The following is a 20,650-nucleotide window of genomic DNA, read 5'->3' on the forward strand; positions in this document are numbered from 1 at the left end:
TGACGGGGGGCAAGGCTCCGCATAGCCTGATTGGCTTCTGCCCATAAAATCCGGCATACTAGATGAGTTGTTCAAGCGCTCCTTCGCGTCCCGATCCGGATAATGCCGGGTGTCAGGGTCCAAGTAGGAGACCAAACATAACCCACTCCCCATGGAACTGCGGACGAGTACGCGTGGTGAGCGCGACACGCCCGACCGCGGGGGTCGGTTACGCCGGCAGGTTGAGGAACCCGGATTCTTCCGGATTCAGCTTGTGCGGCGGGTGGTAGTTACGACTTCAATGCTTCGGCAGCCACACAACGAGTAAGTGAACAGGGCAGCCCCAACCAGGGGAAGCACAGACTGAAAGAGAGTCAGGCGACATGGCGGGACAAAAAATCCGCATCCGGCTGAAGTCATACGACCACGAGGTCATTGACGTTTCAGCACGGAAGATCGTTGAGACGGTCACGCGCGCAGGCGCAACGGTAGTCGGCCCCGTGCCGCTGCCGACGGAGAAGAACGTGTACTGCGTTATCCGCTCTCCGCACAAGTACAAGGACAGCCGCGAGCACTTTGAAATGCGCACGCACAAGCGTCTGATCGACATCATCGACCCCACGCCGAAGGCTGTTGACTCGCTTATGCGTCTCGACCTGCCGGCTGACGTGAACATCGAAATCAAGCTGTAGGGAGGTGCTGAGAGACTATGACCGCAACCCGTAACGTAAAGGGCCTGCTGGGCACGAAGCTCGGCATGACCCAGGTCTGGGACGAGAACAACAAGCTCATCCCCGTCACTGTTGTCCAGGCTGACTCAAACGTCATCACCCAGCTGCGTAATGCAGAAGTTGATGGCTACGTCGCCGTTCAGATCGGCTACGGCCAGATCGATCCCCGCAAGGTCACCAAGCCGCTGGCTGGTCACTTTGAAAAGGCAGGCGTCACGCCTCGCCGTCACGTCGTCGAACTCCGTACCGCAGATGCTGCCGAGTACGAGCTGGGCCAGGAGCTCTCTGTTGAGGTCTTCGAAGCCGGCCAGAAGATCGACGTCGTTGGCACCACCAAGGGTAAGGGCTTCGCCGGTGTTATGAAGCGTCACGGCTTCCACGGCGTTGGAGCTTCCCACGGTGCACACAAGAACCACCGTAAGCCCGGTTCAATCGGTGGCGCATCCACCCCGAGCCGCGTCTTCAAGGGCATGAAAATGGCCGGCCGCATGGGCGCCGTTCGTCACACCACGCTGAACCTCACGGTTCACGCAGTTGACGTCGAGAAGTCGCTGCTCCTCATCAAGGGCGCCGTTCCCGGTGCCCGCGGCCAGGTCGTCCTCGTACGCACCGCCGTGAAGGGAGCCTAGTTCAATGACTAGCACTGTCAAGGTTGACCTGCCTGCAGAGATCTTCGACGTACAGACCAACGTGCCGCTGCTGCACCAGGTCGTCGTTGCCCAGCTCGCTGCTGCTCGCCAGGGTACCCACAAGACCAAGACCCGCGCTGAAGTTTCCGGTGCAGGCCGCAAGCCGTTCAAGCAGAAGGGCACCGGCCGCGCCCGTCAGGGTTCAATCCGTGCTCCTCACATGACCGGTGGTGGCGTTGTCCACGGCCCGACCCCGCGTGACTACAGCCAGCGGACCCCCAAGAAGATGATTGCTGCTGCACTGCGCGGCGCACTCTCTGACCGTGCCCGTAACGGCCGCATCCACGTTGTTGCTGAACTGGTAGCCGGCACCAAGCCGTCCGCCAAGGATGCACTGGCAACGCTGCGCGGCGTGTCCGAGCGCAAGAACCTGCTCGTTGTCATCGAGCGCGCCAACGATGTTGCCGCACTGTCCGTGCGCAACCTCGCAGATGTTCACGTTCTGTACGCAGACCAGCTGAACACCTACGACGTGCTCGTCTCTGACGACGTTGTCTTCACCAAGGCTGCCTATGAGGCATTCGTTGCCGCCAAGGCAAAGAACGAGGAGGATGCCAAGTGAGTGCAGCCACCATCAAGGATCCGCGCGACGTTGTGCTTGCACCCGTCGTATCGGAAAAGAGCTACGGCTTGATCGATGAGGGAAAGTACACCTTCCTGGTGGACCCCCGCTCGAACAAGACCGAGATCAAGCTGGCTGTGGAGAAGATTTTCTCCGTCAAGGTCGACTCGATCAACACCATCAACCGTGCCGGTAAGCGCAAGCGCACCAAATTCGGATGGGGTACCCGCAAGAACACCAAGCGTGCAATTGTGAGCCTCAAAGAAGGCACTATCGACATCTTCGGCGGTCCGCTCTCGTAGCGGAGACCACTTTAACGAGGAAATAAATTATGGGAATCCGTAAATACAAGCCGACTACACCGGGCCGTCGTGGCTCGAGCGTAGCGGACTTCACTGAAATCACGCGGTCGACGCCGGAAAAGTCGTTGGTACGTCCCCTCCCGAAAAAGGGTGGCCGTAACAACACCGGTAAGATCACGACCCGTCACAAGGGTGGTGGCCACAAGCGCCAGTACCGTCTGATCGACTTCCGTCGCCACGACAAAGACGGCGTTGACGCCCGCGTTGCCGAAATTGAGTACGATCCGAACCGCACGGCTCGCATCGCCCTCCTGCACTACGTTGATGGCACCAAGCGTTACATCATCGCCCCGAACAAGCTGTCCCAGGGTGACTTCGTAGAGGCCGGTGCCAACGCTGATATCAAGCCTGGCAACAACCTGCCCTTGCGCAACATCCCGGTGGGTACCGTTATCCACGCAGTAGAACTGCGTCCGGGTGGCGGCGCCAAGATGGGCCGCTCCGCCGGCGCATCGATCCAGCTCGTTGCAAAGGAAGGCCGCTTCGCCCAGCTGCGTCTGCCTTCCGGCGAAATCCGCAACGTTGACGTGCGCTGCCGCGCCACGATCGGCGAGGTCGGCAACGCCGAGCAGTCGAACATCAACTGGGGTAAGGCCGGCCGTATGCGGTGGAAGGGCGTTCGCCCGACCGTCCGTGGTGTCGCCATGAACCCGGTTGACCACCCGCACGGTGGTGGCGAGGGTAAGACGTCCGGTGGACGTCACCCCGTCAACCCGAACGGTAAGCGTGAGGGCCGCACCCGCCGCCCGAACAAAGAGAGCGACAAGCTTATTGTGCGTCGTCGTCGTACTGGCAAGAACAAGCGATAGGAGCCTGGACACATGCCACGCAGCCTGAAAAAAGGTCCTTTCGTTGACCAGCACCTCTTTGTGAAGGTGGACAGGGAAAACGAAAAGGGCACCAAGAACGTAATCAAGACCTGGTCCCGCCGTTCGATGATCATCCCCGACATGCTCGGGCACACGATCGCCGTACACGACGGACGCAAGCACATCCCGGTGTTTGTCACCGAGTCGATGGTCGGGCACAAGCTCGGCGAGTTCGCTCCGACGCGGACATTCCGCGGCCATGTCAAGGACGACCGTAAGGGCAAGCGCCGCTAGGCGCCTGCACTTACGTCAAAGACGAGAGAAGGAAAGCAATGGAAGCCAAGGCAATTGCGCGTCACATCCGCGTAACGCCTATGAAGGCCCGGCGCGTCGTCAACCTTGTTCGTGGTAAGCAAGCGAACGAGGCTCTGGCAATTCTGAAGTTTGCCCCCCAGGCAGCTTCGGAGCCGGTATTCAAGGTAGTTCAGTCAGCAATCTCCAACGCCCGGGTCCTCGCGGACCGCGACGGCGTGGCGTTTGACGAAGGTGACCTCATCATCAGCGAAGCGTTTGTTGATGAAGGCCCGACCATGAAGCGGTTCCAGCCGCGTGCCCAGGGTCGTGCATTTCAGATCAAGAAGCGCACGAGCCACATCACCGTGGTAGTCGCTACCCCGGAGAAAGAGGAGGCTCGCTAAGTGGGACAGAAAGTTAACCCGCACGGGTTCCGACTCGGCATCACCACCGATCACGTATCGCACTGGTTTGCTGACAGCACCAAGGCCGGCCAGCGGTACAAGGACTTCGTTCGCGAAGACATCCGTATCCGCCAGCTCATGTCCACGGGCATGGAGCGCGCCGGTATCGCCAAGGTTGAAATCGAGCGCACCCGCGACCGTGTCCGTGTGGATATCCACACGGCACGTCCGGGCATCGTCATCGGCCGCCGCGGTGCAGAAGCAGACCGCATCCGCGGCGAGCTCGAAAAGCTCACCGGCAAGCAGGTTCAGCTGAACATCCTCGAGGTCAAGAACCCCGAGATGGAAGCACAGCTTGTTGCCCAGGGCGTTGCAGAGCAGCTGACTTCCCGCGTGGCATTCCGCCGTGCGATGAAGAAGGCAATGCAGTCCGCACAGCGTGCAGGTGCCAAGGGCATCCGTATCGCCTGCTCCGGTCGACTGGGTGGCGCTGAAATGTCCCGCTCGGAGTTCTACCGCGAAGGCCGTGTGCCCCTGCACACCCTCCGTGCGAACATCGACTACGGCTTCTATGAAGCCAAGACCACCTTCGGCCGTATTGGCGTGAAGGTCTGGATCTACAAGGGTGACGTCACCTCCAAGGAACTGGCTCAGCAGGCAGCTGCTGCTCCGTCCCGCGGCCGTGGTGCCAGCGATCGCCCGGGCCGCCCGGGTGGCGCTGACCGTGGTGACCGCCGCCGTCGTACCGACCGTCCGGCAGCGGAGGCAGCTCCGGCTGCCGAAGCTCCGGCAGTTGAGGCTGCACCTGCTGCAGTAGAAGGAGGACAGGCTTAAATGCTTATCCCACGTCGAGTCAAGCACCGTAAGCAGCACCACCCGGGTCGTTCCGGCGCTGCTACGGGCGGCACCAGGGTCTCCTTCGGTGAGTGGGGCATCCAGGCTCTGAGCCCGGCATACGTCACGAACCGTCAGATCGAATCTGCCCGTATCGCGATGACCCGCCACATCAAGCGTGGCGGTAAGGTCTGGATCAACATTTACCCGGACCGTCCGCTGACGAAGAAGCCTGCCGAAACCCGCATGGGTTCCGGTAAGGGTTCTCCGGAATGGTGGGTCTCAAACGTCAAGCCGGGCCGGGTTCTCTTCGAACTCTCCGGTGTCAGTGAAGAGGTAGCTCGCGAGGCCCTGCGCCTGGCAATCCACAAGCTGCCGTTGAAGGCACGCATTGTGCGTCGCGAAGGTGGTGAGTAGAAATGGCAGTAGGATCCAAGGAACTTGCATCCGCACAGCTGGACGGTTTCGACAACGAGCGTCTCGTTGAAGAACTCCGTAAGGCCAAGGAAGAGCTGTTCAACCTGCGTTTCCAGTCCGCCACCGGTCAGCTGGAGAATCACGGTCGTCTGCGCGCGGTAAAGAAGGACATCGCACGCATCTACACCGTTCTCCGTGAGCGCGAGCTCGGCATTCGTGTCGAGGTAGCCGCACCGGTTGTGGAAGCCAAGGAAGAGAAGAAGTCCAAGAAGGCTGCAACCAAGAAGGCCGACAAGGCTGAAACGGTTGAGGCCGAGGAGGATGCCAAGTGAGTGAAAAGGACGAGAACGTGACGGAAACTGTTTCCGACGCAGCCAAGGCTGACGAGCGCGGTTACCGTAAGACGAAGCGCGGCTACGTCGTCTCGGACAAGATGGAAAAGACCATCGTTGTCCAGGTCGAAGACCGCGTGAAGCACGCCCTCTACGGCAAGGTCATCCGCCGCAACACGAAGATCAAGGCCCACGACGAAGAGAACACCGCCGGCATCGGCGACCTCGTTCTCCTCGCCGAGACCCGCCCGCTGTCCGCTACCAAGCGGTGGCGCCTGGTGGAGATCCTCGAAAAGGCCAAGTAACCCCTGAGCCGGACCTGTCCGGCCTAGGTCATTACTGGCCAGAAAGGCCCGTTCCCCGCAAGGGGAGCGGGCCTTTTCGTGCCCTGCCCAGTCCCCTGCCCGGGTGCCGGGCCCGGTCCGTCGCCGGTTAGTATCCGAGGGCCGGAACGTGCTAGGATTTTGAGTTTGTATGGCGCCCTTCGTGCGCCGTCATTAACCTCGTAAACAATCGTGCCACGGCATAGTGCCCCCTTGAGCTCCGATCCGTCGGAATCGCCTGGGAAGCAAATGTTTTTGGCACGGGAGTTTAGGCCTGGTCTGGCAAAATCCAGGCAGGTCAAGAGACACCCCGATCAACCGTTCCGCAAGGCTCATTCCGTAGGAAGATTTTCGGTCTGAGAACCAGCGCGACGCAAGGAGTAAATAGTGATTCAGCAGGAGTCGCGACTCAAGGTCGCCGACAACACGGGTGCTAAGGAAATCCTTACCATTCGCGTTCTCGGTGGATCTGGCCGTCGCTACGCAGGCATTGGCGACGTTATCGTCGCTACCGTCAAGGACGCAATTCCGGGCGGCAACGTAAAGAAGGGCGATGTCGTCAAGGCTGTCATCGTCCGTACCAAGAAGGAACGCCGCCGTGCGGATGGTTCCTACATTAAGTTTGACGAGAACGCAGCTGTGATCCTGAAGAACGACGGTGACCCCCGCGGTACCCGTATCTTCGGACCGGTTGGTCGTGAACTTCGTGACAAGAAGTTCATGAAGATCGTTTCTCTGGCTCCGGAGGTGCTCTAGTCCATGGCTAAGATCAAAAAGGGTGACCTCGTTCAGGTCATCACTGGCGCCAAGGCTGAGCGCGGCGGCGACAAAGGCAAGCAGGGCAAGGTTCTGCGCGTATTCCCGGAGACCAACCGCGTGTTGGTCGAGGGCATTAACCGCGTAACCAAGCACACCAAGGTCGGTCAGTCGCAGCGCGGCTCCAAGACCGGTGGCATCGAGGTCGTCGAGGCTTCCATCCACATCTCCAACGTGGCCCTGGTTGACCCCTCCACCAAGAAGCCCACCCGCGTCGGTTTCCGCACCGAAACCGTTGAGCGCGATGGCGTGAAGCGTGAAGTGCGCGTACGCGTGGCCAAGAGCTCCGGGAAGGACATCTAATGACTGAGACTCTCGAGACTCCGGCAAGCAAGATCGTTCCTCGTCTGAAGACCAAGTACGCGGATTCCATCAAGAGCACGCTCATCGAGGAATTCAAGTACGAAAACGTCAACCAGGTTCCCCGTCTGGTCAAGGTCGTTGTGAACATGGGTGTTGGAGATGCCGCCAAGGACTCCAAGCTGATCGACGGCGCTGTCCGCGATCTGACCCTGATCACCGGTCAGAAGCCGCAGGTAACCAAGGCCCGCAAGTCGATCGCACAGTTCAAGCTGCGCGAAGGCATGCCCATCGGTGCACACGCAACTCTGCGTGGGGACCGCATGTGGGAATTCCTGGACCGTCTGGTCACGCTGGCACTGCCGCGTATCCGTGACTTCCGGGGCCTCAGTGGCAAGCAGTTCGATGGCAACGGCAACTACACCTTCGGTCTGACCGAGCAGGTTATGTTCCACGAGATCGACCAGGATTCCATCGACCGCGTTCGCGGTATGGACATCACCGTCGTGACCACCGCCAAGACCGACGACGAAGGCCGCGCGCTGCTCAAGGCGCTTGGTTTCCCGTTCAAGACCGAAGCTTAATCTAGCTACATAGAAGGTCCGGCCTTGCCGATTCCCCTAGGGGATGGCAGGGCGGAAACCGTTATGAGGAAGGGCAAGAGCCCAACATGACCATGACAGATCCCGTCGCAGACATGCTTACGCGTCTGCGCAACGCAAACTCGGCATACCACGACACCGTGACTATGCCGTACAGCAAGCTCAAGGCACGCGTTGCCGACATCCTGAAGGCTGAAGGTTACATCGCCTCCTGGAAAGAAGAAGACGCTGAGGTTGGCAAGAAGCTGACCCTCGAGCTCAAGTTCGGTCCGAACCGCGAGCGTTCAATCGCTGGCGTTCGTCGTATTTCCAAGCCGGGACTGCGCGTTTACGCAAAGTCCACCAACCTGCCGCACGTGCTCGGTGGCCTGGGTGTCGCAATCCTGTCCACCTCTTCCGGCCTCTTGACTGACAAGCAGGCCGGCAAGAAGGGCGTGGGCGGCGAAGTCCTCGCTTACGTCTGGTAACGGGAAAGGAAGAGAATAATGTCACGTATTGGACGTCTCCCCATCACCGTTCCTGCCGGCGTTGAGGTCAAGGTTGACGGCTCTGTCGTCAGCGTCAAGGGTTCCAAAGGCGAGCTGAGCCACACTGTGGCCAGCCCGATCGAGGTTTCCCTGGAAGAAGGCACCCTGACTGTCGCCCGCCCGAACGACGAGCGCGCCTCACGTTCGCTGCACGGCCTGACCCGCACCCTGATCGCCAACATGATCCAGGGTGTCACCGCAGGCTACGAGAAGAAGCTTGAGATTGTCGGTACTGGTTACCGCGTCCAGGCCAAGGGTTCTGACCTGGAGTTCGCTCTGGGCTACAGCCACCCGGTCAACGTCTCGGCACCGAACGGCATCACCTTTGCAGTTGAGACCCCGACCAAGCTCTCTGTTTCAGGTATCTCCAAGCAGCAGGTCGGCGAGGTTGCTGCCAACATTCGCAAGCTGCGGAAGCCGGACCCCTACAAGGGCAAGGGCATCCGTTACGCAGGCGAAGTCATCCGCCGCAAGGTCGGAAAGGCTGGTAAGTAACCATGGCGATCGCAATTAACAAGAAGCGTACGAACAAGAGCAAGTCTGCCCAGCGCAGCCGCCGCCAGCTTCGTATCCGCAAGCGCATCTCCGGTACGGCTGTACGCCCGCGTCTGGTCGTCAACCGCTCCGCACGCCACATCTTCGTCCAGGTTGTCGATGACACCAAGGGCCTGACCGTGGCAAGCGCCTCCACACTGGAAGCCGACCTTCGTGCATTCGATGGTGACAAGACCGCCAAGGCCAAGCGCGTTGGCGAACTGGTCGCCGAGCGTGCCAAGGCTGCCGGCGTCGAAGCTGTTGTCTTCGACCGCGGTGGTAACAAGTACCACGGCCGGATCGCCGCCGTCGCTGACGGCGCACGTGAAGGTGGGCTGTCACTGTGACGGAAGCAAACAAGGAAAAGGACACTGTGTCTGCAGATCAGAAGGCGACTGAAGCCGTTGCTGCTCCGGCCACTGAGACCGCTGCTCCCGCTGCTGCCGACGACCGCCGTGGTGGCGCTCGTCGTGGCGAGCGTGGAGACCGTGGCCAGGGCCGTGGCGACCGTGGTGGCCGTGGTGGCCGCGACGGCGGCCGCGAAGCCGAAAAGAGCCAGTTCGTAGAGCGCGTTGTAACCATCAACCGCGTTTCCAAGGTCGTCAAGGGTGGTCGTCGCTTCAGCTTCACCGCCCTCGTCGTTGTCGGCGACGGCAACGGTATGGTCGGCGTTGGCTACGGCAAGGCTAAGGAAGTTCCTGCCGCCATCGCGAAGGGCGTTGAAGAAGCCAAGAAGTCCTTCTTCCGCGTTCCCCGCATCGGCAGCACCATCCCGCACCGCGTTCAGGGTGAAGCCGCCGCGGGCGTCGTTATGCTGCGTCCGGCTTCCGCCGGTACCGGTGTTATCGCCGGCGGTCCGGTCCGTGCAGTACTGGAGTGCGTGGGCATCCACGACATCCTCTCCAAGTCGCTCGGTTCCTCCAACGCCATCAACATCGTTCACGCGACCGTTGATGCCCTGAAGCGCCTCGAAGAGCCGGCAGCAGTGGCAGCACGCCGCGGCCTCCCGCTCGACGAGGTCGCTCCGCCGGCAATGGTGAAGGCTCTCCTGAACCAGAAGGCAGGTGTCTGAGTCATGGCTAAGAACCTGATTCCCTCCGACGCTCAGTTGGAGATCACTCAGATCAAGTCCGCCATTGGCGGCAAGCAGAACCAGCGCGACACCCTTCGGTCCCTCGGCCTGAAGCGGATCGGACACACCGTTGTCCGCACCGCCGATGCCGTGACCGTTGGAATGCTCAACACGGTTCCGCACCTGGTAAAGGTAGAGGAGGCGAAGTAAATGGCAGAGAAGAACACCGCCGAAAAGGCACAGGGCGCCGCTGCTGAGAAGCAGAACGCACTGAAGGTTCACCACCTGCGTCCCGCCCCGGGTGCCAAGACCGCCAAGACCCGTGTTGGTCGTGGTGAAGGTTCCAAGGGTAAGACCGCTGGTCGCGGTACCAAGGGTACGAAGGCCCGTTACCAGATCAAGGCTGGCTTTGCCGGCGGCCAGCTGCCGCTGCACATGCGCCTGCCGAAGCTGCGCGGCTTCAAGAACCCGTTCCGGGTTGAGTACCAGGTTGTAAACCTGGACAAGCTCAACGAGCTGTTCCCCGAAGGTGGCGCAGTCACCGTGGAGAACCTGGTCGAAAAGGGTGCCGTTCGCAAGAACCAGCCCGTCAAGGTGCTGGGCACCGGCGACATCACCGTCAAGGTTGACGTCACGGTCCACGCATTCTCGGCCAGCGCCGCAGAAAAGATCGCAGCAGCAGGCGGAAGCACCACCGCCCTCTAATCGGGGACGGCGGGGCGACTGCCCGTTGTGAGAACTCCCGGTACGCGGGGCCCCAGGCCCCGCGTACCGGGAGTTTTTTCTCATTTGGAACCTCGCCGATTGTTCGCAGGACGCATCAACCCGTTAGACTCGGTTGTTGGGTTTTATTGACCTATCTCACACGACTTTATAAACACATCAGGAGGACGCTTGCTTAGCGCATTTGGCCGGGCCTTTCGCACGCCTGATCTGCGACGCAAGTTGTTGTTCACGCTGGGAATCATCACAATCTTCCGCTTGGGTGCCTTCATCCCCTCGCCTGGTGTGAACTACCAGAATGTCCAGCAATGCTTGCAGAACGGTCAGACCTCGGGCGGGATCTACCAGCTCGTCAATCTGTTCAGCGGCGGTGCATTGCTGCAGGTGTCCATCTTCGCCTTGGGCATCATGCCGTACATCACGGCCAGCATCATTGTGCAGCTGCTCCGGGTAGTCATTCCCCGGTTCCAGCAGCTGTATGAAGAGGGCGCATCCGGGCAGTCCAAGCTGACGCAGTACACGCGTTACCTGACCATCGCCCTGGGCCTCTTGAACGCCACGACGCTGGTGTCGCTGGCACGTTCCGGCCAGCTGCTGCCCAACTGCCAGCTGGACATCATTCCCGATGCGAGCGTCATCACCACCATCCTCATCATCATCACGCTGACGGCCGGCACCGGCCTGATCATGTGGATGGGCGAGCTCGTCACCGAGAAGGGTGTGGGCAACGGCATGTCGCTGCTCATCTTCACCTCGATCGCCGCCAGCTTCCCGACGTCGCTCGGCGCCATCTGGACCTCGCAGGGCCCGGGCACCTTCTTCATGGTGTTGGCGATCGGCCTGCTCACCGTGGCTCTCGTGGTGTTCGTAGAGCAGTCCCAGCGCCGCATCCCCGTGCAGTACGCCAAGCGCATGATCGGCCGGCGGACCGTGGGCGGGACCAGCACGTACATCCCCATCAAGGTGAACATGGCCGGCGTCGTGCCCGTCATCTTCGCGTCCTCGATGCTGTACCTGCCGGGCCTGATCTCGCAGTTCAACCAGCCCAAGCAGGGCGAACAAATGGCGCCGTGGGTTGAGTGGATCAACAACAACCTCACCCGCGGTGACCACCCGATCTACATGGCGCTTTATTTCGCCATGATTGTTTTCTTCACCTACTTCTATGTCGCAATCACTTTCAATCCTGAAGAGGTTTCCGACAACATGAAGAAGTACGGCGGCTTCATCCCGGGTATCCGGGCCGGCAAGCCGACGGCGGACTATCTGCAGTACGTCCTTTCCAGGATCACCCTGCCCGGCGCCCTCTACCTGGGCTTCGTGGCATTGATCCCGCTGGTCGCCCTGGTCCTGATCAATGCCAACCAGAACTTCCCGTTCGGTGGAACGTCGATCCTGATCATGGTGGGTGTCGGCCTGGAAACGGTCAAGCAGATTGACGCGCAGCTACAACAACGTCACTACGAAGGGCTTTTGCGATGACGAGAATGCTGATTATCGGACCTCCGGGTTCGGGCAAGGGAACGCAGGCGGATCGGATCTCCGAGCGCCTCGGCGTCGTTGCGATCTCCACCGGCGACATCTTCCGCGCCAACGTCAAAGGTGAGACGCCGCTGGGCGTCGAAGCCAAGAAGTACATGGATGCCGGGGATTTCGTGCCGGACAGCGTCACCAACAAGATGGTGCGCGACCGCCTGAGCGAGGACGACGTCGACGGTGGCTTCCTCCTGGACGGATACCCGCGCACCACCGCACAGGTGGACTACCTCGATGAGATCCTCGCCAAGGGTGAGCAGAAGCTGGACGTTGTCCTGCAGCTGACCGCCGACGACGAGGAACTGGTGCACCGGCTGCTCGGCCGGGCCAAGGAAACGGGCCGGAGCGACGACAATGAAGCCGTCATCCGCCACCGGCTGGACCTCTACCACGAGCAGACCGAGGCCGTTGTGGCCAAGTACGCCGAACGCGGCATCCTGACCCAGGTTGACGGCATCGGCGCCATCGACGAGGTCACCGACCGCGTGATGGAAGCCATCAAGGCAGCACAGGCAGCCTGATTTAGGATTAGCCGGGCATCAAGGCAGATGCCGGACCCGGCCCGCCTTCAGTGCCAGGCAGGGCGCGTCCCGTACCATCGTGTACGGGACGCGCCCTGCCTTTTTTTGGGGCGGCGCCCTGTACTGAGGGCGGCGCTTGAGGACGCTTTCAGGTGCTCAGGACCGGAACCGGGAATCACCGGACGCATTGTCTGTGGGGAGATACTGCATGAACCAGACCCTTCCGGGGGCGGCGAGGATCGCCGGCCTCGAAGTCTATGTGCCGCCCGGGCGGCTGGGCACCGGGCAATTGGAGCGGCAGCTCGCAGCCTCCAGCCCGGAATTTCGGGTCCCCAAGGGCCTGATCGGCAGGCTGACGGGCATCCGGACACGGTCTGTGATGGCCGTGACCGAGCAGGCGTCCGACCTTGCGGCCGTCGCCGCCGCCAAACTGCTGGCGGACCAGGGACTCCAGCCCGCCGACGTCGACCTCCTCCTCTTTGCCTCGGCGAGCCAGGACATGGTGGAACCGGCCACCGGCCACATGGTCGCCGCAAAACTCGGCATGGGCTGCCCTGTGATGGACATCAAGAACGCCTGCAACAGCATTCTGAACGGCCTCGAGGTGGCCGATGCCCTGATCGGAACCGGCCGTTACCGGCGCGTCCTTCTGGTGAGCGGGGAATCGCCCTCCAGGGCGGTGCGGTGGGCCGTTCCGGACCAGGAGACCTTCGCCGCAGCCTTCCCGGGCTACACCATGAGCGACGCCGGGTGCGCGCTGCTGCTCGAACCGGCAGACCCCGACGACGACGCCGGGTCCCGGGTGCTGGGAATGGGGTTCACCGCGAAGAGCAGCCACTGGGCGGTGGGAACGCTCGCCACCGGCGGTTCCGTAGCCCCACGGGACCCCGAAGCAACGTACTTCAACATGGACGGCGAAAAGCTCAAGGACGCATTCCTTGACCTGGGCCGGGGCATCCTGGACGAGACCCTGGGGCGGCTTGGCCTGGCCTGGACGGACTTCGCCGTTGTCTGCGTCCACCAGGTGAGTGCCCCGTACCGGGACATCTTTGCCCGCGGCGCCGGGGTGCCGCAGGACAAACTCGTCAGGACCGTGGAGGATTTCGGCAACATGGCCTCGGTCAGCCTGCCGCTGCAGCTGAAGGTGGCGCAGGACCTGGGCCGGTGCGGCCCCGGCGACCTGGTGGCGCTGGTGGGGCTGGCCGGCGGCGTGAGCCTGGGCATCGCCGTGGTGCGGCTGTGACGGCACCGGTCCCCGGCGGCGATTCGGTCCCCGCCGACGAACCGGCCGCCGGCGAACCGCCGGTGCGGGCGCTCTGTGTCGCGATGCCGGCGCTCAACGAGGAGAAGCTGATCCGCCAATCACTACAGGCGCTGGCCGCCCAGGTGCACAAGGACTTCACGCTCGTGGTGGTGGACAATGGCTCCACGGATGCAACCACGGCAATCGTCGCGGACTTTGCACGGATTCACCCGGCCATGGATGTCCGGCTGATCCACGAGCCGCAAAAGGGGACCGGAGCCGCTGCCGATACGGGGATGCGTTTCGGCGCCCTGAACGGCGCCCGCTGGCTGGCACGCACGGACGCGGACTGCCTGCCGGCTCCCGACTGGACACTGCGCATCGTGGAAGCGTTCGACGACGGCCTGGAAATGATTGCCGGGCAGCTGAACCCCCGGCTGGACGAGGGCCTGGGCCGGGCAAACCGCTGGCTGATGCTGCTGGCCGTGGAAGTTGCCTCGTTCTTTGGCCGCATCCGCCCGGGCAACAAGGGGGAGGGCTACCTTGGCCCTTACCAGATGCTGCCCGGCTGCAACATGGCCATCACCGCGGAGCTGTATCTGCGGTCAGGCGGATTTCCCCGCACCAGCATCGAGGACCTGCACGAGGACCGGGCGCTATCCAACAGCGTCCGCAAACTCACGCGCGCCTATGAGCTCCGGCGCAACGTGGTGGTCTTTGGGTCCTCCCGCCGGGTACAGGCTTGGGGCCTGCCCAACACCCTCGCATGGTATGCGGACCACCGGTTCCGCCCCGACCACGTGGACATCCGGTGAGCACCGATACGGCGCCGGCCGCGGCCACGGGAGGCCTGGCCGGCTGGGAGCGGCGGCTGCACACCGGCGCCCATCCGGTGGCCTACCCGCTGATCCGCGGGCTGGGGAAGCTCCGGCCCGTTGTCCGGCTGCCGGGCCTCGGCGTGCTGGTCAGCGAGGCCTCACTGGTCCGCGATGTCCTGATGGACGCCGGCTACTCGAAGTCCGGGACCCGGGCTTCCGGCGCGCTGTGGACTCCCGTGGTGGGACCGCGCGTCCTGCTGAACATGCACGGGGCAGAGCACCTGGAGCTGCGGCGCCGCCTCAACGGACTGTTCACCCCGCGGGCCGTTGAAGCCATCGTCGCGCCCGCAGGCGAACGATTGCGCGAACGGTTGGCCGCGGGGCTGGAGAACGGTGGCTCCGTGGAGTTCGTCGGGCTGGTCAAGGAACTGTCCGGCGGAGTGATCAGCAGGCTGCTGGGTGTCCCGGACGATGCTCCCGGTCGCCTGCCGGACACCGAACTCTTCACCCTGGGTACCTCCATCACCTCGCTGGTTCGCCTGGGCCGGCCACGGCTAACGGCGCCGCAAGTCGCGAAGGCGAAGGCCGCCGTCGAAATTCTTGCCGGACCGGTGCGCAACGCCTACCGCAGCGACGACCCCTCCACCTTTCCCGGCCGCCTCCGCGTCATGGGCCTCAGCGAAGACGAAGCGGTGGGGATCGTCAGCGCCTTCGTGATCGCGGGGACCGAGACCTTGGTGTCCTACGTTCCGCGTCTCGCCGCCATGCTGTTCGACGGCGGCCGGCTGCCCGGACTGGCAGCTGACCGCAGCGGGCTCCCGGACGCCGTCAATGAGGGCCTTCGGTACACGGCGCCGTCGCCCATGATGCTCCGCGAGGCGACGGCGGCCGGGCGGCTGGGCGGTGTCAGGATCAGGCCGGGGGACCGCATCCTGCTGTCGACCGTGCACGCGGTCAAGAGCCTGGGCGGCTTTGACCCGGATACGCCCGTCCCGCCCGCGGCCCGCCAGCTGTGGTTCGGGGCGGGCGCCCACTTCTGCATCGGCATGCCCCTCGCGATGGCCGAAATCAACTGCGCGCTGGCCGCGCTGCTGGACGAGTACCGCCGGAACCCGTGGTCCATCCGGTCCAGGACTGTCAGCCGCAACGTGCTCATTCCGCACTACAAGTCCCTGGAGCTGACCCGTGCCAACTGACCTGCCGGATGACCTCATTGCCGCGGTGTACGACGCCGCATCGAAGTACCCGGACCATCCGGCCATTACGGCACCGGGCAAACGCAGCGGAAGGCCCGGTAAGACCATCAGCTACCGGGACCTTGCTGGCGGGATCGAATCCACGGCCGCAGGCCTGCGGCGTGACGGGTTCGGCCCGGGGGAGCGCCTGCTGTTTTCGGTCCGGCCGGGTCCGGCGGCTTTCACGCTCGCGCTGGCCGCCGTCAGGGCAGGCGGGGCCATTGTGTTCATCGATCCGGGGGTTGGGCCCGAGCTCTTCCGGAACAGGACCGCGCTGGCATCCCCGCGCTGGGCAGCCTCCGAGTCGCTGCTCTATGCCCTCAGCGCGCGCGGCCCGCTGCGGCCACTTGCCCGGCGGCGCGGCCTGCTGCTCCCGGACTACGGAGCCATGAATGTCAGGCACTACCACTCCGGCCCGTGGCTTCCGGGAGTCCCGCTGAAGTCCACCAACATCCGTTCGCTGTCCCGCAATGCTCCTGCCGCTCTCCCGCCGGTCAAAGCCGCGCCAGGGCAGGAAGCGGTCATCATCTTCACGTCCGGCACCACCGGGAATCCCAAGGGAGTGGTGCACAGCCGCGGGACCCTGGCGGCCGGCTTTGGCCAGCTGAGCACGCGCTGCACGTTCGCGGCCGGTGACCGCATCCATTCGGAGCAGCTGATGATGGGCCTGCCTGCGCTGATTGCCGGTGCCCACTGGACCATGCCCGCGTATGGTCTGTCCGCTGCGATCGATCCGCTGCGGTTCGCGGCCGAGCTGGGGCCCTCGCCCGGGCATAAAGCGGCAAGCCACGTGTTCCTGGTGCCCTCGCAGCTAGCGCCGATCCTTGACGCCGTGGAAACAGGACAGCTGGTGTGGCCGGACACCCTGAAAACGGTGATGCTGGGTGCCGCACCCGTGCTGGCATCCTTCCTGGAACGGGCCGCCCTGCTCCTGCCCGGAGTGCGCTTCCATTGCATCTACGGGATGACCGAAGTACTGCCCATTGCGATCGCCGACGGGCGCGAGAAACTGGAGTTCGCTTCCGGGAAAACCGCGGAATTCCGGACGCGGGACGGCTCCGGGGAGGGAGACTACCTCGGCCAGCCCCTGCCGGGCGTGCACATCCGGGTAGCGGAGGACCACGAGCTGACCGTCTCCGGCCCGAACATGTGCCTGGGCTACCTCGGCGGGGACACCATGGAGGAGCACGCCACCGGCGACCTCGTGCGGCTGGACCACGGACCGGAGGGGCCCGTCGATGACCCGGCCGGACCGGCCGGCTCCTCGAGCGCGCCGAGGCTGGTCCTGCTGGGGCGCAAGAAGGACATGATCATCCGCGGCAAGACCAACATCTACCCGGGCCTCTACGAGCCCGTGATTGCCGGCATCGAAGGCGTCGGCCAGGCGGTGATGGTCGGCGTCCCGGACGGCATCGGCGACGAAGCGGTGTGGCTCGCCGTCGAACCGCAGCACGGCCGGAACCAGGAGACGCTGCTGCGGATGCTGCGGCGCGAGCTGCCCAAACTCATCGACGAATCGGCCCTGCCCGACCGGATAGAAATCATGCCCCGGCTGCCGGCGTCCGGCCGGCACCGCAAGCCTGACCGCATTGCCCTGAGGGCCCTGTTCGCGGAACGGCCGCCGGAGGGGAGGCCATGAGGATCGCTGTTACCGGTGCCAGCGGTTTCGTCGGCGGAGCCGTTGCTGAGGCCGCCGAGGAACGCGGCTGGGAAGTGATCCGGTACGGCCGGCGCAAGCTCCCGGGCCTCAGCGTGTGGGACCTCAGCGCAGGGCAACTGCCCTCTCCACCGGAAGTTGACGCCGTCGTACATGCCGGCGCGCATGTCGGCGACTGGGGCCCGCCGCCGCTGTTCCACCGCGTGAACGTGCTGGGGACAGAGGCCGTTGCCGCGACCTTCCCGGGTGCGCGGCTTGTCCACATTTCCAGTTCCAGCGTCTACCCCTGGTGGCAGCCGTGCGTGGACCGGCCGGAGGACGCGGTGGCGGGACGGTACCTGAACGCCTATTCCAGCTCGAAAGCCTTGGCCGAGGCCGCTGCAGCGCGGCACGGCAACGCGCTGATCCTCAGGCCGCATGGCGTCTACGGCCCCGGTGACGGGACGCTCCTGCCGCGGCTCATCCGCAACGTGAACCACGGCCGGCTGCTGAGCGTCGGAGGCTCGGACATCCGGCACCAGCTGACGTCCATCGGCAACCTGGCCCGGGCAGCGCTCGCCGCCTGCACCTCGGAGGCGACCGGTCCCGTGAACGTGGCTGACCACCGGCCGGTGGCACTCGGCCAGGTCCTCCGGGAGGTGCTGGACGCTACAGGCCGGGCCGACGTCGAACTCGGCTTCATCCCGATGCGCGCGGCGATGACGCTGGCGGCGTCCCTCGAGGCGGTGGCAGGCGTGACACGCAGGCCGCCGCGGCTCACGCGGTACGCCGTGAGCCAGCTCGGCTTCCAGCGGACCTACTGCACACGGCGGCTGCGGGAGGAGCTGGGCGTGGACCCTGTCCCGAGCAGCTTCGCAGGTGCGGGAGAATGGATCAGAGACCTGGGATGAACGCATCCCGCCAGCGAGACGAAGCACTGAGGTATACATGGCATTCGGACAGCCCCGCATCGAATACAAGACCAACGCCCAAATGCGCACCATGCATGAGGCCGGCCTGGTCCTGAGCCGCGCCCTGGACGCTGCGGTAGCGGCTGCCACCCCCGGCACCACCACGGCCCAGCTGGACGCCGTATTCGCTGCGGTCCTGGACGAGGCAGGCGCCAAGTCCAACTTCCTCGGCTACCACGGATTCCCGGCCACCATCTGCACCTCCGTCAACGAGGAAGTGGTCCACGGCATCCCCGGCAACCGTGTGCTGAACGACGGCGACATCATCTCGATCGACGGCGGCGCGATCGTGGACGGCTGGCACTCCGACTCGGCCCGCACCGTGATTGTGGGGACGCCCGATCCCGAGGACGTCCGGCTGTCCGAAGTCACCGAGGAAGCCATGTGGCGGGGCATCGCCGCGCTGGCCACCGGAAAGTTCGTGGGCGACATCGGCTGTGCCGTGGACGACTACGTGGCCTCCGTGCAGGGCAAGCCGCTGGGCATCCTGGAGGACTACGTGGGCCACGGCATCGGCTCCGAGATGCACATGGCGCCGGACGTGTTGAACTACCGCACCAGCCACCGCGGGCCCAAGATCCGTCCCGGGCTGTGCCTGGCGATCGAGCCCATGCTGGTCCGTGGCGGCATTGAGACCGCCGTGCTCGACGACGACTGGACCGTGGTGACCACCGACGGCAAGCGCTCCTGCCAGTGGGAGCACTCGGTGGCCGTCCACGAGAAGGGCATCTGGGTTCTTTCAGCGCCCGACGGCGGTGCGAAGCGGCTTGCGCCGCTGGGCGTGGTCCCCGTCCCGATCCCGTAGGTTCCGTCCCGTAGGCACGAACCGGCAGCGACGCGCCAATACCCTTGCGACGCACAAAATCCCTGGCGCACCCGGAATTACGGGTGCGCCAGGGATTTTGCGTATCGCGGGCCCTTTTGCGCGTCGAGACCGGGCGTCAGCTCTTGAGCTTGGGCTTGACGTCCTTTGTGTAGATGCCCTCCAGCGTGGACTTCAGGGCCGTCATGGTGGCTTTCACGTCACCCTGCTGGGTGAGGATCTTCGCGGCGGCCTTGGCCATTTCCTGGTCCGCGCCGGGCAGGAACACCCGGGCGTTGTCCTGGACGCGGGTGGCCGCGAGCTGGTCCATTGCCGTCTTGATCTGCGGCGTCTTGGCCAGGACCGAGGTCATATCGGCGGAGGTGCGGGTGGGCATGTAGCCCGTGGCCGCCGAGAATTCCGCGGTGTTTTCCGGCTCGGTCATGAACTTCAGGAACGTGCCCGCAGCGAGCTGCACTTCCTTGCTCACGCCGCTGGGGATGCCCAGGCCGGCCCCGCCCGTGGGGCAGACTCCGCTTTCCACCTTGGGGCCGCCCGGCAGGAAGCCCACGCCCACATTGAACTTGGCCGACTTCAGCACGCCGAGCAGGGAACCCGTGGACGAGATGGTGGACGAGGTGATGCCGGCGGCGAAATCGTCGGCCGCCTCCTTGGAGGAAACGCCCGCCCAGCCGTCCTTGTAGATGGAATCCTGGGCCCACTGCAGCGCCTCCACGGATTCCGCCGAGTCGCAGTTGATGGTCCACTCGTTGGACCAGCTGCCGCCCCAGCCCCAGAGGTTGTTCTGCAGGGTCCAGCCTGCGTAGCCGGCCAGTGCCGGGTAGATGTAGGCGTACTGCGCGCCCGAGCTGGCCTTCAGCTTCGGCGCCCACTCGGCGAACTCCTGCCAGGTCTTCGGGGCCCGGTCAGGGAGCCCGGCCGCCTTGAAGTGGTCCTTGTTGTAGTAGAAAAGCGGCGTGGAACGGCCGTAGGGGAGGGCCCACTGCTTGTCGTCGTACTGGTAGTCCGCCACGAGGGACTTCTGGAAGTCGTCCACCTTGATGTCCAGCTGCTTGACCAAGCCGTCCAGCGGAATGATGTTGCCGTTGGAGAAGTAGCGGAACCACCAGACATCGGAGAGCACCACAACGCCCGGCAGGGCCTCCTTGGCCGCCTGCGAGGTCTGGAACTTCTGCGCGATTTCCTCATAGTTGGCGCCGGCGGTGACCAGGTTCACCTTGATGTCCGGGAACTTGGCGTGGAATTTCGCGATTATGGACTTTTCCACGTCCTGGGACTTGCCCGGGTGGTTTGTCCAGAAATCGATGGAGGCGGCCGGCTTGACGCCGCTGAAGTCGATCTCGGCGGCTTCGCTCGCGGGCGTTGTTCCCCCGGTGGAGGGACCGCCGCATGCAGCCAGTGCCGCGGCGCCTGCCCCCGCGCCGGCCAGTCCCAGGAAATGCCTGCGGTCAAGATTCATAACCATTGTGGATCCTCTCAAAGGTGTCTGCTCACGCTGACTCGTTGTACGGGTTGGATGACGGGTGGTTCGGTAAGACTGCCTGCAGGGGTTGCCGA

At 63.9% G+C, this 20,650-nt stretch carries 29 protein-coding genes; 28 read left to right on the forward strand and 1 reads right to left on the reverse strand.

Going from position 1 to position 20,650, the window contains the following annotated elements:
- The first annotated feature begins 362 nt into the window (after window positions 1-362).
- The 28 genes from rpsJ (at window position 363) to map (ending at window position 19,075) form a co-directional block, all read left to right on the forward strand.
- Window positions 363-671: a 30S ribosomal protein S10 gene (gene rpsJ, locus J7I79_RS13110; RefSeq protein WP_003803825.1), complete on the forward strand. Its 309-nt coding sequence runs from the start codon at window positions 363-365 to the stop codon at window positions 669-671.
- A 17-nt stretch (window positions 672-688) separates the two neighbouring features.
- A complete protein-coding gene (gene rplC, locus J7I79_RS13115; RefSeq protein ID WP_102973689.1) occupies window positions 689-1,339 on the forward strand; it encodes a 50S ribosomal protein L3 in 651 nt (216 codons plus the stop codon).
- Window positions 1,340-1,343: 4 nt separating this feature from the next.
- Window positions 1,344-1,961, forward strand: a complete 618-nt coding sequence (gene rplD / locus J7I79_RS13120; protein ID WP_104172030.1) for a 50S ribosomal protein L4 — start codon at window positions 1,344-1,346, stop codon at window positions 1,959-1,961.
- Window positions 1,958-2,263 (forward strand): 50S ribosomal protein L23, encoded by a 306-nt coding sequence (gene rplW / locus J7I79_RS13125; protein WP_024366132.1) that lies wholly within the window; start codon window positions 1,958-1,960, stop codon window positions 2,261-2,263. The genes rplD and rplW overlap by 4 nt, the downstream gene beginning before the upstream one ends.
- A 29-nt stretch (window positions 2,264-2,292) precedes the next feature.
- A complete protein-coding gene (gene rplB, locus J7I79_RS13130) occupies window positions 2,293-3,132 on the forward strand; it encodes a 50S ribosomal protein L2 (protein WP_104172031.1) in 840 nt (279 codons plus the stop codon).
- A 12-nt stretch (window positions 3,133-3,144) separates the two neighbouring features.
- Window positions 3,145-3,426, forward strand: coding sequence for a 30S ribosomal protein S19 (rpsS, locus tag J7I79_RS13135; RefSeq protein ID WP_011692805.1), 282 nt, complete (start codon window positions 3,145-3,147; stop codon window positions 3,424-3,426).
- Window positions 3,427-3,464: 38 nt separating this feature from the next.
- Window positions 3,465-3,830, forward strand: a complete 366-nt coding sequence (gene rplV / locus J7I79_RS13140) for a 50S ribosomal protein L22 (protein WP_003803798.1) — start codon at window positions 3,465-3,467, stop codon at window positions 3,828-3,830.
- The gene (gene rpsC, locus J7I79_RS13145) at window positions 3,831-4,664 is read left to right on the forward strand and encodes a 30S ribosomal protein S3 (protein ID WP_104172032.1); all 834 of its coding nucleotides are present in this window, start codon (window positions 3,831-3,833) and stop codon (window positions 4,662-4,664) included.
- A complete protein-coding gene (rplP, locus tag J7I79_RS13150; RefSeq protein ID WP_104172033.1) occupies window positions 4,665-5,081 on the forward strand; it encodes a 50S ribosomal protein L16 in 417 nt (138 codons plus the stop codon). It abuts the gene before it with no gap.
- A 2-nt stretch (window positions 5,082-5,083) separates the two neighbouring features.
- Window positions 5,084-5,413 carry a 50S ribosomal protein L29 gene (gene rpmC / locus J7I79_RS24620; protein ID WP_104172034.1) on the forward strand — a complete coding sequence of 110 codons (330 nt, stop codon included), beginning with the start codon at window positions 5,084-5,086 and terminating at the stop codon, window positions 5,411-5,413.
- Window positions 5,410-5,718, forward strand: a complete 309-nt coding sequence (rpsQ, locus tag J7I79_RS13160; protein ID WP_104172035.1) for a 30S ribosomal protein S17 — start codon at window positions 5,410-5,412, stop codon at window positions 5,716-5,718. Before rpmC ends, rpsQ begins: the two co-directional genes overlap by 4 nt.
- Before the next feature lie 405 nt (window positions 5,719-6,123).
- Window positions 6,124-6,492, forward strand: coding sequence for a 50S ribosomal protein L14 (rplN, locus tag J7I79_RS13165; protein ID WP_003803789.1), 369 nt, complete (start codon window positions 6,124-6,126; stop codon window positions 6,490-6,492).
- Window positions 6,493-6,495: 3 nt separating this feature from the next.
- Window positions 6,496-6,855: a 50S ribosomal protein L24 gene (rplX, locus tag J7I79_RS13170; RefSeq protein ID WP_104172036.1), complete on the forward strand. Its 360-nt coding sequence runs from the start codon at window positions 6,496-6,498 to the stop codon at window positions 6,853-6,855.
- Window positions 6,855-7,436, forward strand: coding sequence for a 50S ribosomal protein L5 (rplE, locus tag J7I79_RS13175; protein ID WP_011692799.1), 582 nt, complete (start codon window positions 6,855-6,857; stop codon window positions 7,434-7,436). Before rplX ends, rplE begins: the two co-directional genes overlap by 1 nt.
- 86 nt (window positions 7,437-7,522) lie before the next feature.
- Complete coding sequence (rpsH, locus tag J7I79_RS13180) at window positions 7,523-7,921, forward strand: 30S ribosomal protein S8 (RefSeq protein WP_011692798.1); 399 nt, start codon at window positions 7,523-7,525, stop codon at window positions 7,919-7,921.
- Between the two features lie 18 nt (window positions 7,922-7,939).
- Window positions 7,940-8,476 carry a 50S ribosomal protein L6 gene (gene rplF / locus J7I79_RS13185; protein WP_090575311.1) on the forward strand — a complete coding sequence of 179 codons (537 nt, stop codon included), beginning with the start codon at window positions 7,940-7,942 and terminating at the stop codon, window positions 8,474-8,476.
- A 2-nt stretch (window positions 8,477-8,478) separates the two neighbouring features.
- Entirely contained in the window at window positions 8,479-8,862 is a 384-nt protein-coding gene (gene rplR, locus J7I79_RS13190) for a 50S ribosomal protein L18 (protein ID WP_104172037.1), read from the forward strand.
- Window positions 8,859-9,587 (forward strand): 30S ribosomal protein S5, encoded by a 729-nt coding sequence (gene rpsE / locus J7I79_RS13195; protein ID WP_104172038.1) that lies wholly within the window; start codon window positions 8,859-8,861, stop codon window positions 9,585-9,587. Before rplR ends, rpsE begins: the two co-directional genes overlap by 4 nt.
- 3 nt (window positions 9,588-9,590) lie before the next feature.
- Window positions 9,591-9,797: a 50S ribosomal protein L30 gene (rpmD, locus tag J7I79_RS13200; RefSeq protein WP_056626615.1), complete on the forward strand. Its 207-nt coding sequence runs from the start codon at window positions 9,591-9,593 to the stop codon at window positions 9,795-9,797.
- Window positions 9,798-10,292, forward strand: coding sequence for a 50S ribosomal protein L15 (gene rplO, locus J7I79_RS13205; RefSeq protein ID WP_011692793.1), 495 nt, complete (start codon window positions 9,798-9,800; stop codon window positions 10,290-10,292).
- 189 nt (window positions 10,293-10,481) lie between these two features.
- Window positions 10,482-11,792 (forward strand): preprotein translocase subunit SecY, encoded by a 1,311-nt coding sequence (secY, locus tag J7I79_RS13210; protein ID WP_214953787.1) that lies wholly within the window; start codon window positions 10,482-10,484, stop codon window positions 11,790-11,792.
- Window positions 11,793-11,797: 5 nt separating this feature from the next.
- Window positions 11,798-12,367, forward strand: a complete 570-nt coding sequence (locus tag J7I79_RS13215) for an adenylate kinase (protein WP_214954298.1) — start codon at window positions 11,798-11,800, stop codon at window positions 12,365-12,367.
- A 208-nt stretch (window positions 12,368-12,575) separates the two neighbouring features.
- Window positions 12,576-13,610, forward strand: a complete 1,035-nt coding sequence (locus J7I79_RS13220; protein ID WP_214953790.1) for a 3-oxoacyl-ACP synthase III family protein — start codon at window positions 12,576-12,578, stop codon at window positions 13,608-13,610.
- On the forward strand, window positions 13,607-14,425 hold the full coding sequence (locus J7I79_RS13225; RefSeq protein ID WP_311380573.1) for a glycosyltransferase: 819 nt from the start codon (window positions 13,607-13,609) through the stop codon (window positions 14,423-14,425). The genes J7I79_RS13220 and J7I79_RS13225 overlap by 4 nt, the downstream gene beginning before the upstream one ends.
- Entirely contained in the window at window positions 14,422-15,624 is a 1,203-nt protein-coding gene (locus tag J7I79_RS13230; RefSeq protein WP_311380574.1) for a cytochrome P450, read from the forward strand. The genes J7I79_RS13225 and J7I79_RS13230 overlap by 4 nt, the downstream gene beginning before the upstream one ends.
- A complete protein-coding gene (locus tag J7I79_RS13235; protein WP_214953792.1) occupies window positions 15,614-17,302 on the forward strand; it encodes a class I adenylate-forming enzyme family protein in 1,689 nt (562 codons plus the stop codon). Before J7I79_RS13230 ends, J7I79_RS13235 begins: the two co-directional genes overlap by 11 nt.
- Window positions 17,299-18,210, forward strand: coding sequence for an NAD(P)-dependent oxidoreductase (locus tag J7I79_RS13240; protein ID WP_214953794.1), 912 nt, complete (start codon window positions 17,299-17,301; stop codon window positions 18,208-18,210). The genes J7I79_RS13235 and J7I79_RS13240 overlap by 4 nt, the downstream gene beginning before the upstream one ends.
- Before the next feature lie 37 nt (window positions 18,211-18,247).
- On the forward strand, window positions 18,248-19,075 hold the full coding sequence (map, locus tag J7I79_RS13245; RefSeq protein WP_214953796.1) for a type I methionyl aminopeptidase: 828 nt from the start codon (window positions 18,248-18,250) through the stop codon (window positions 19,073-19,075).
- A 136-nt stretch (window positions 19,076-19,211) separates the two neighbouring features.
- Here map and J7I79_RS13250 read toward each other — a convergent pair whose 3' ends face one another.
- On the reverse strand, window positions 19,212-20,558 hold the full coding sequence (locus J7I79_RS13250; RefSeq protein WP_104172045.1) for an ABC transporter substrate-binding protein: 1,347 nt from the start codon (window positions 20,556-20,558) through the stop codon (window positions 19,212-19,214).
- Window positions 20,559-20,650: the final 92 nt, after the last annotated feature.

The organism is Arthrobacter sp. ISL-69 (assembly GCF_018613775.1).
In the GTDB taxonomy this organism is placed as follows: Bacteria; Actinomycetota; Actinomycetes; order Actinomycetales; family Micrococcaceae; genus Arthrobacter.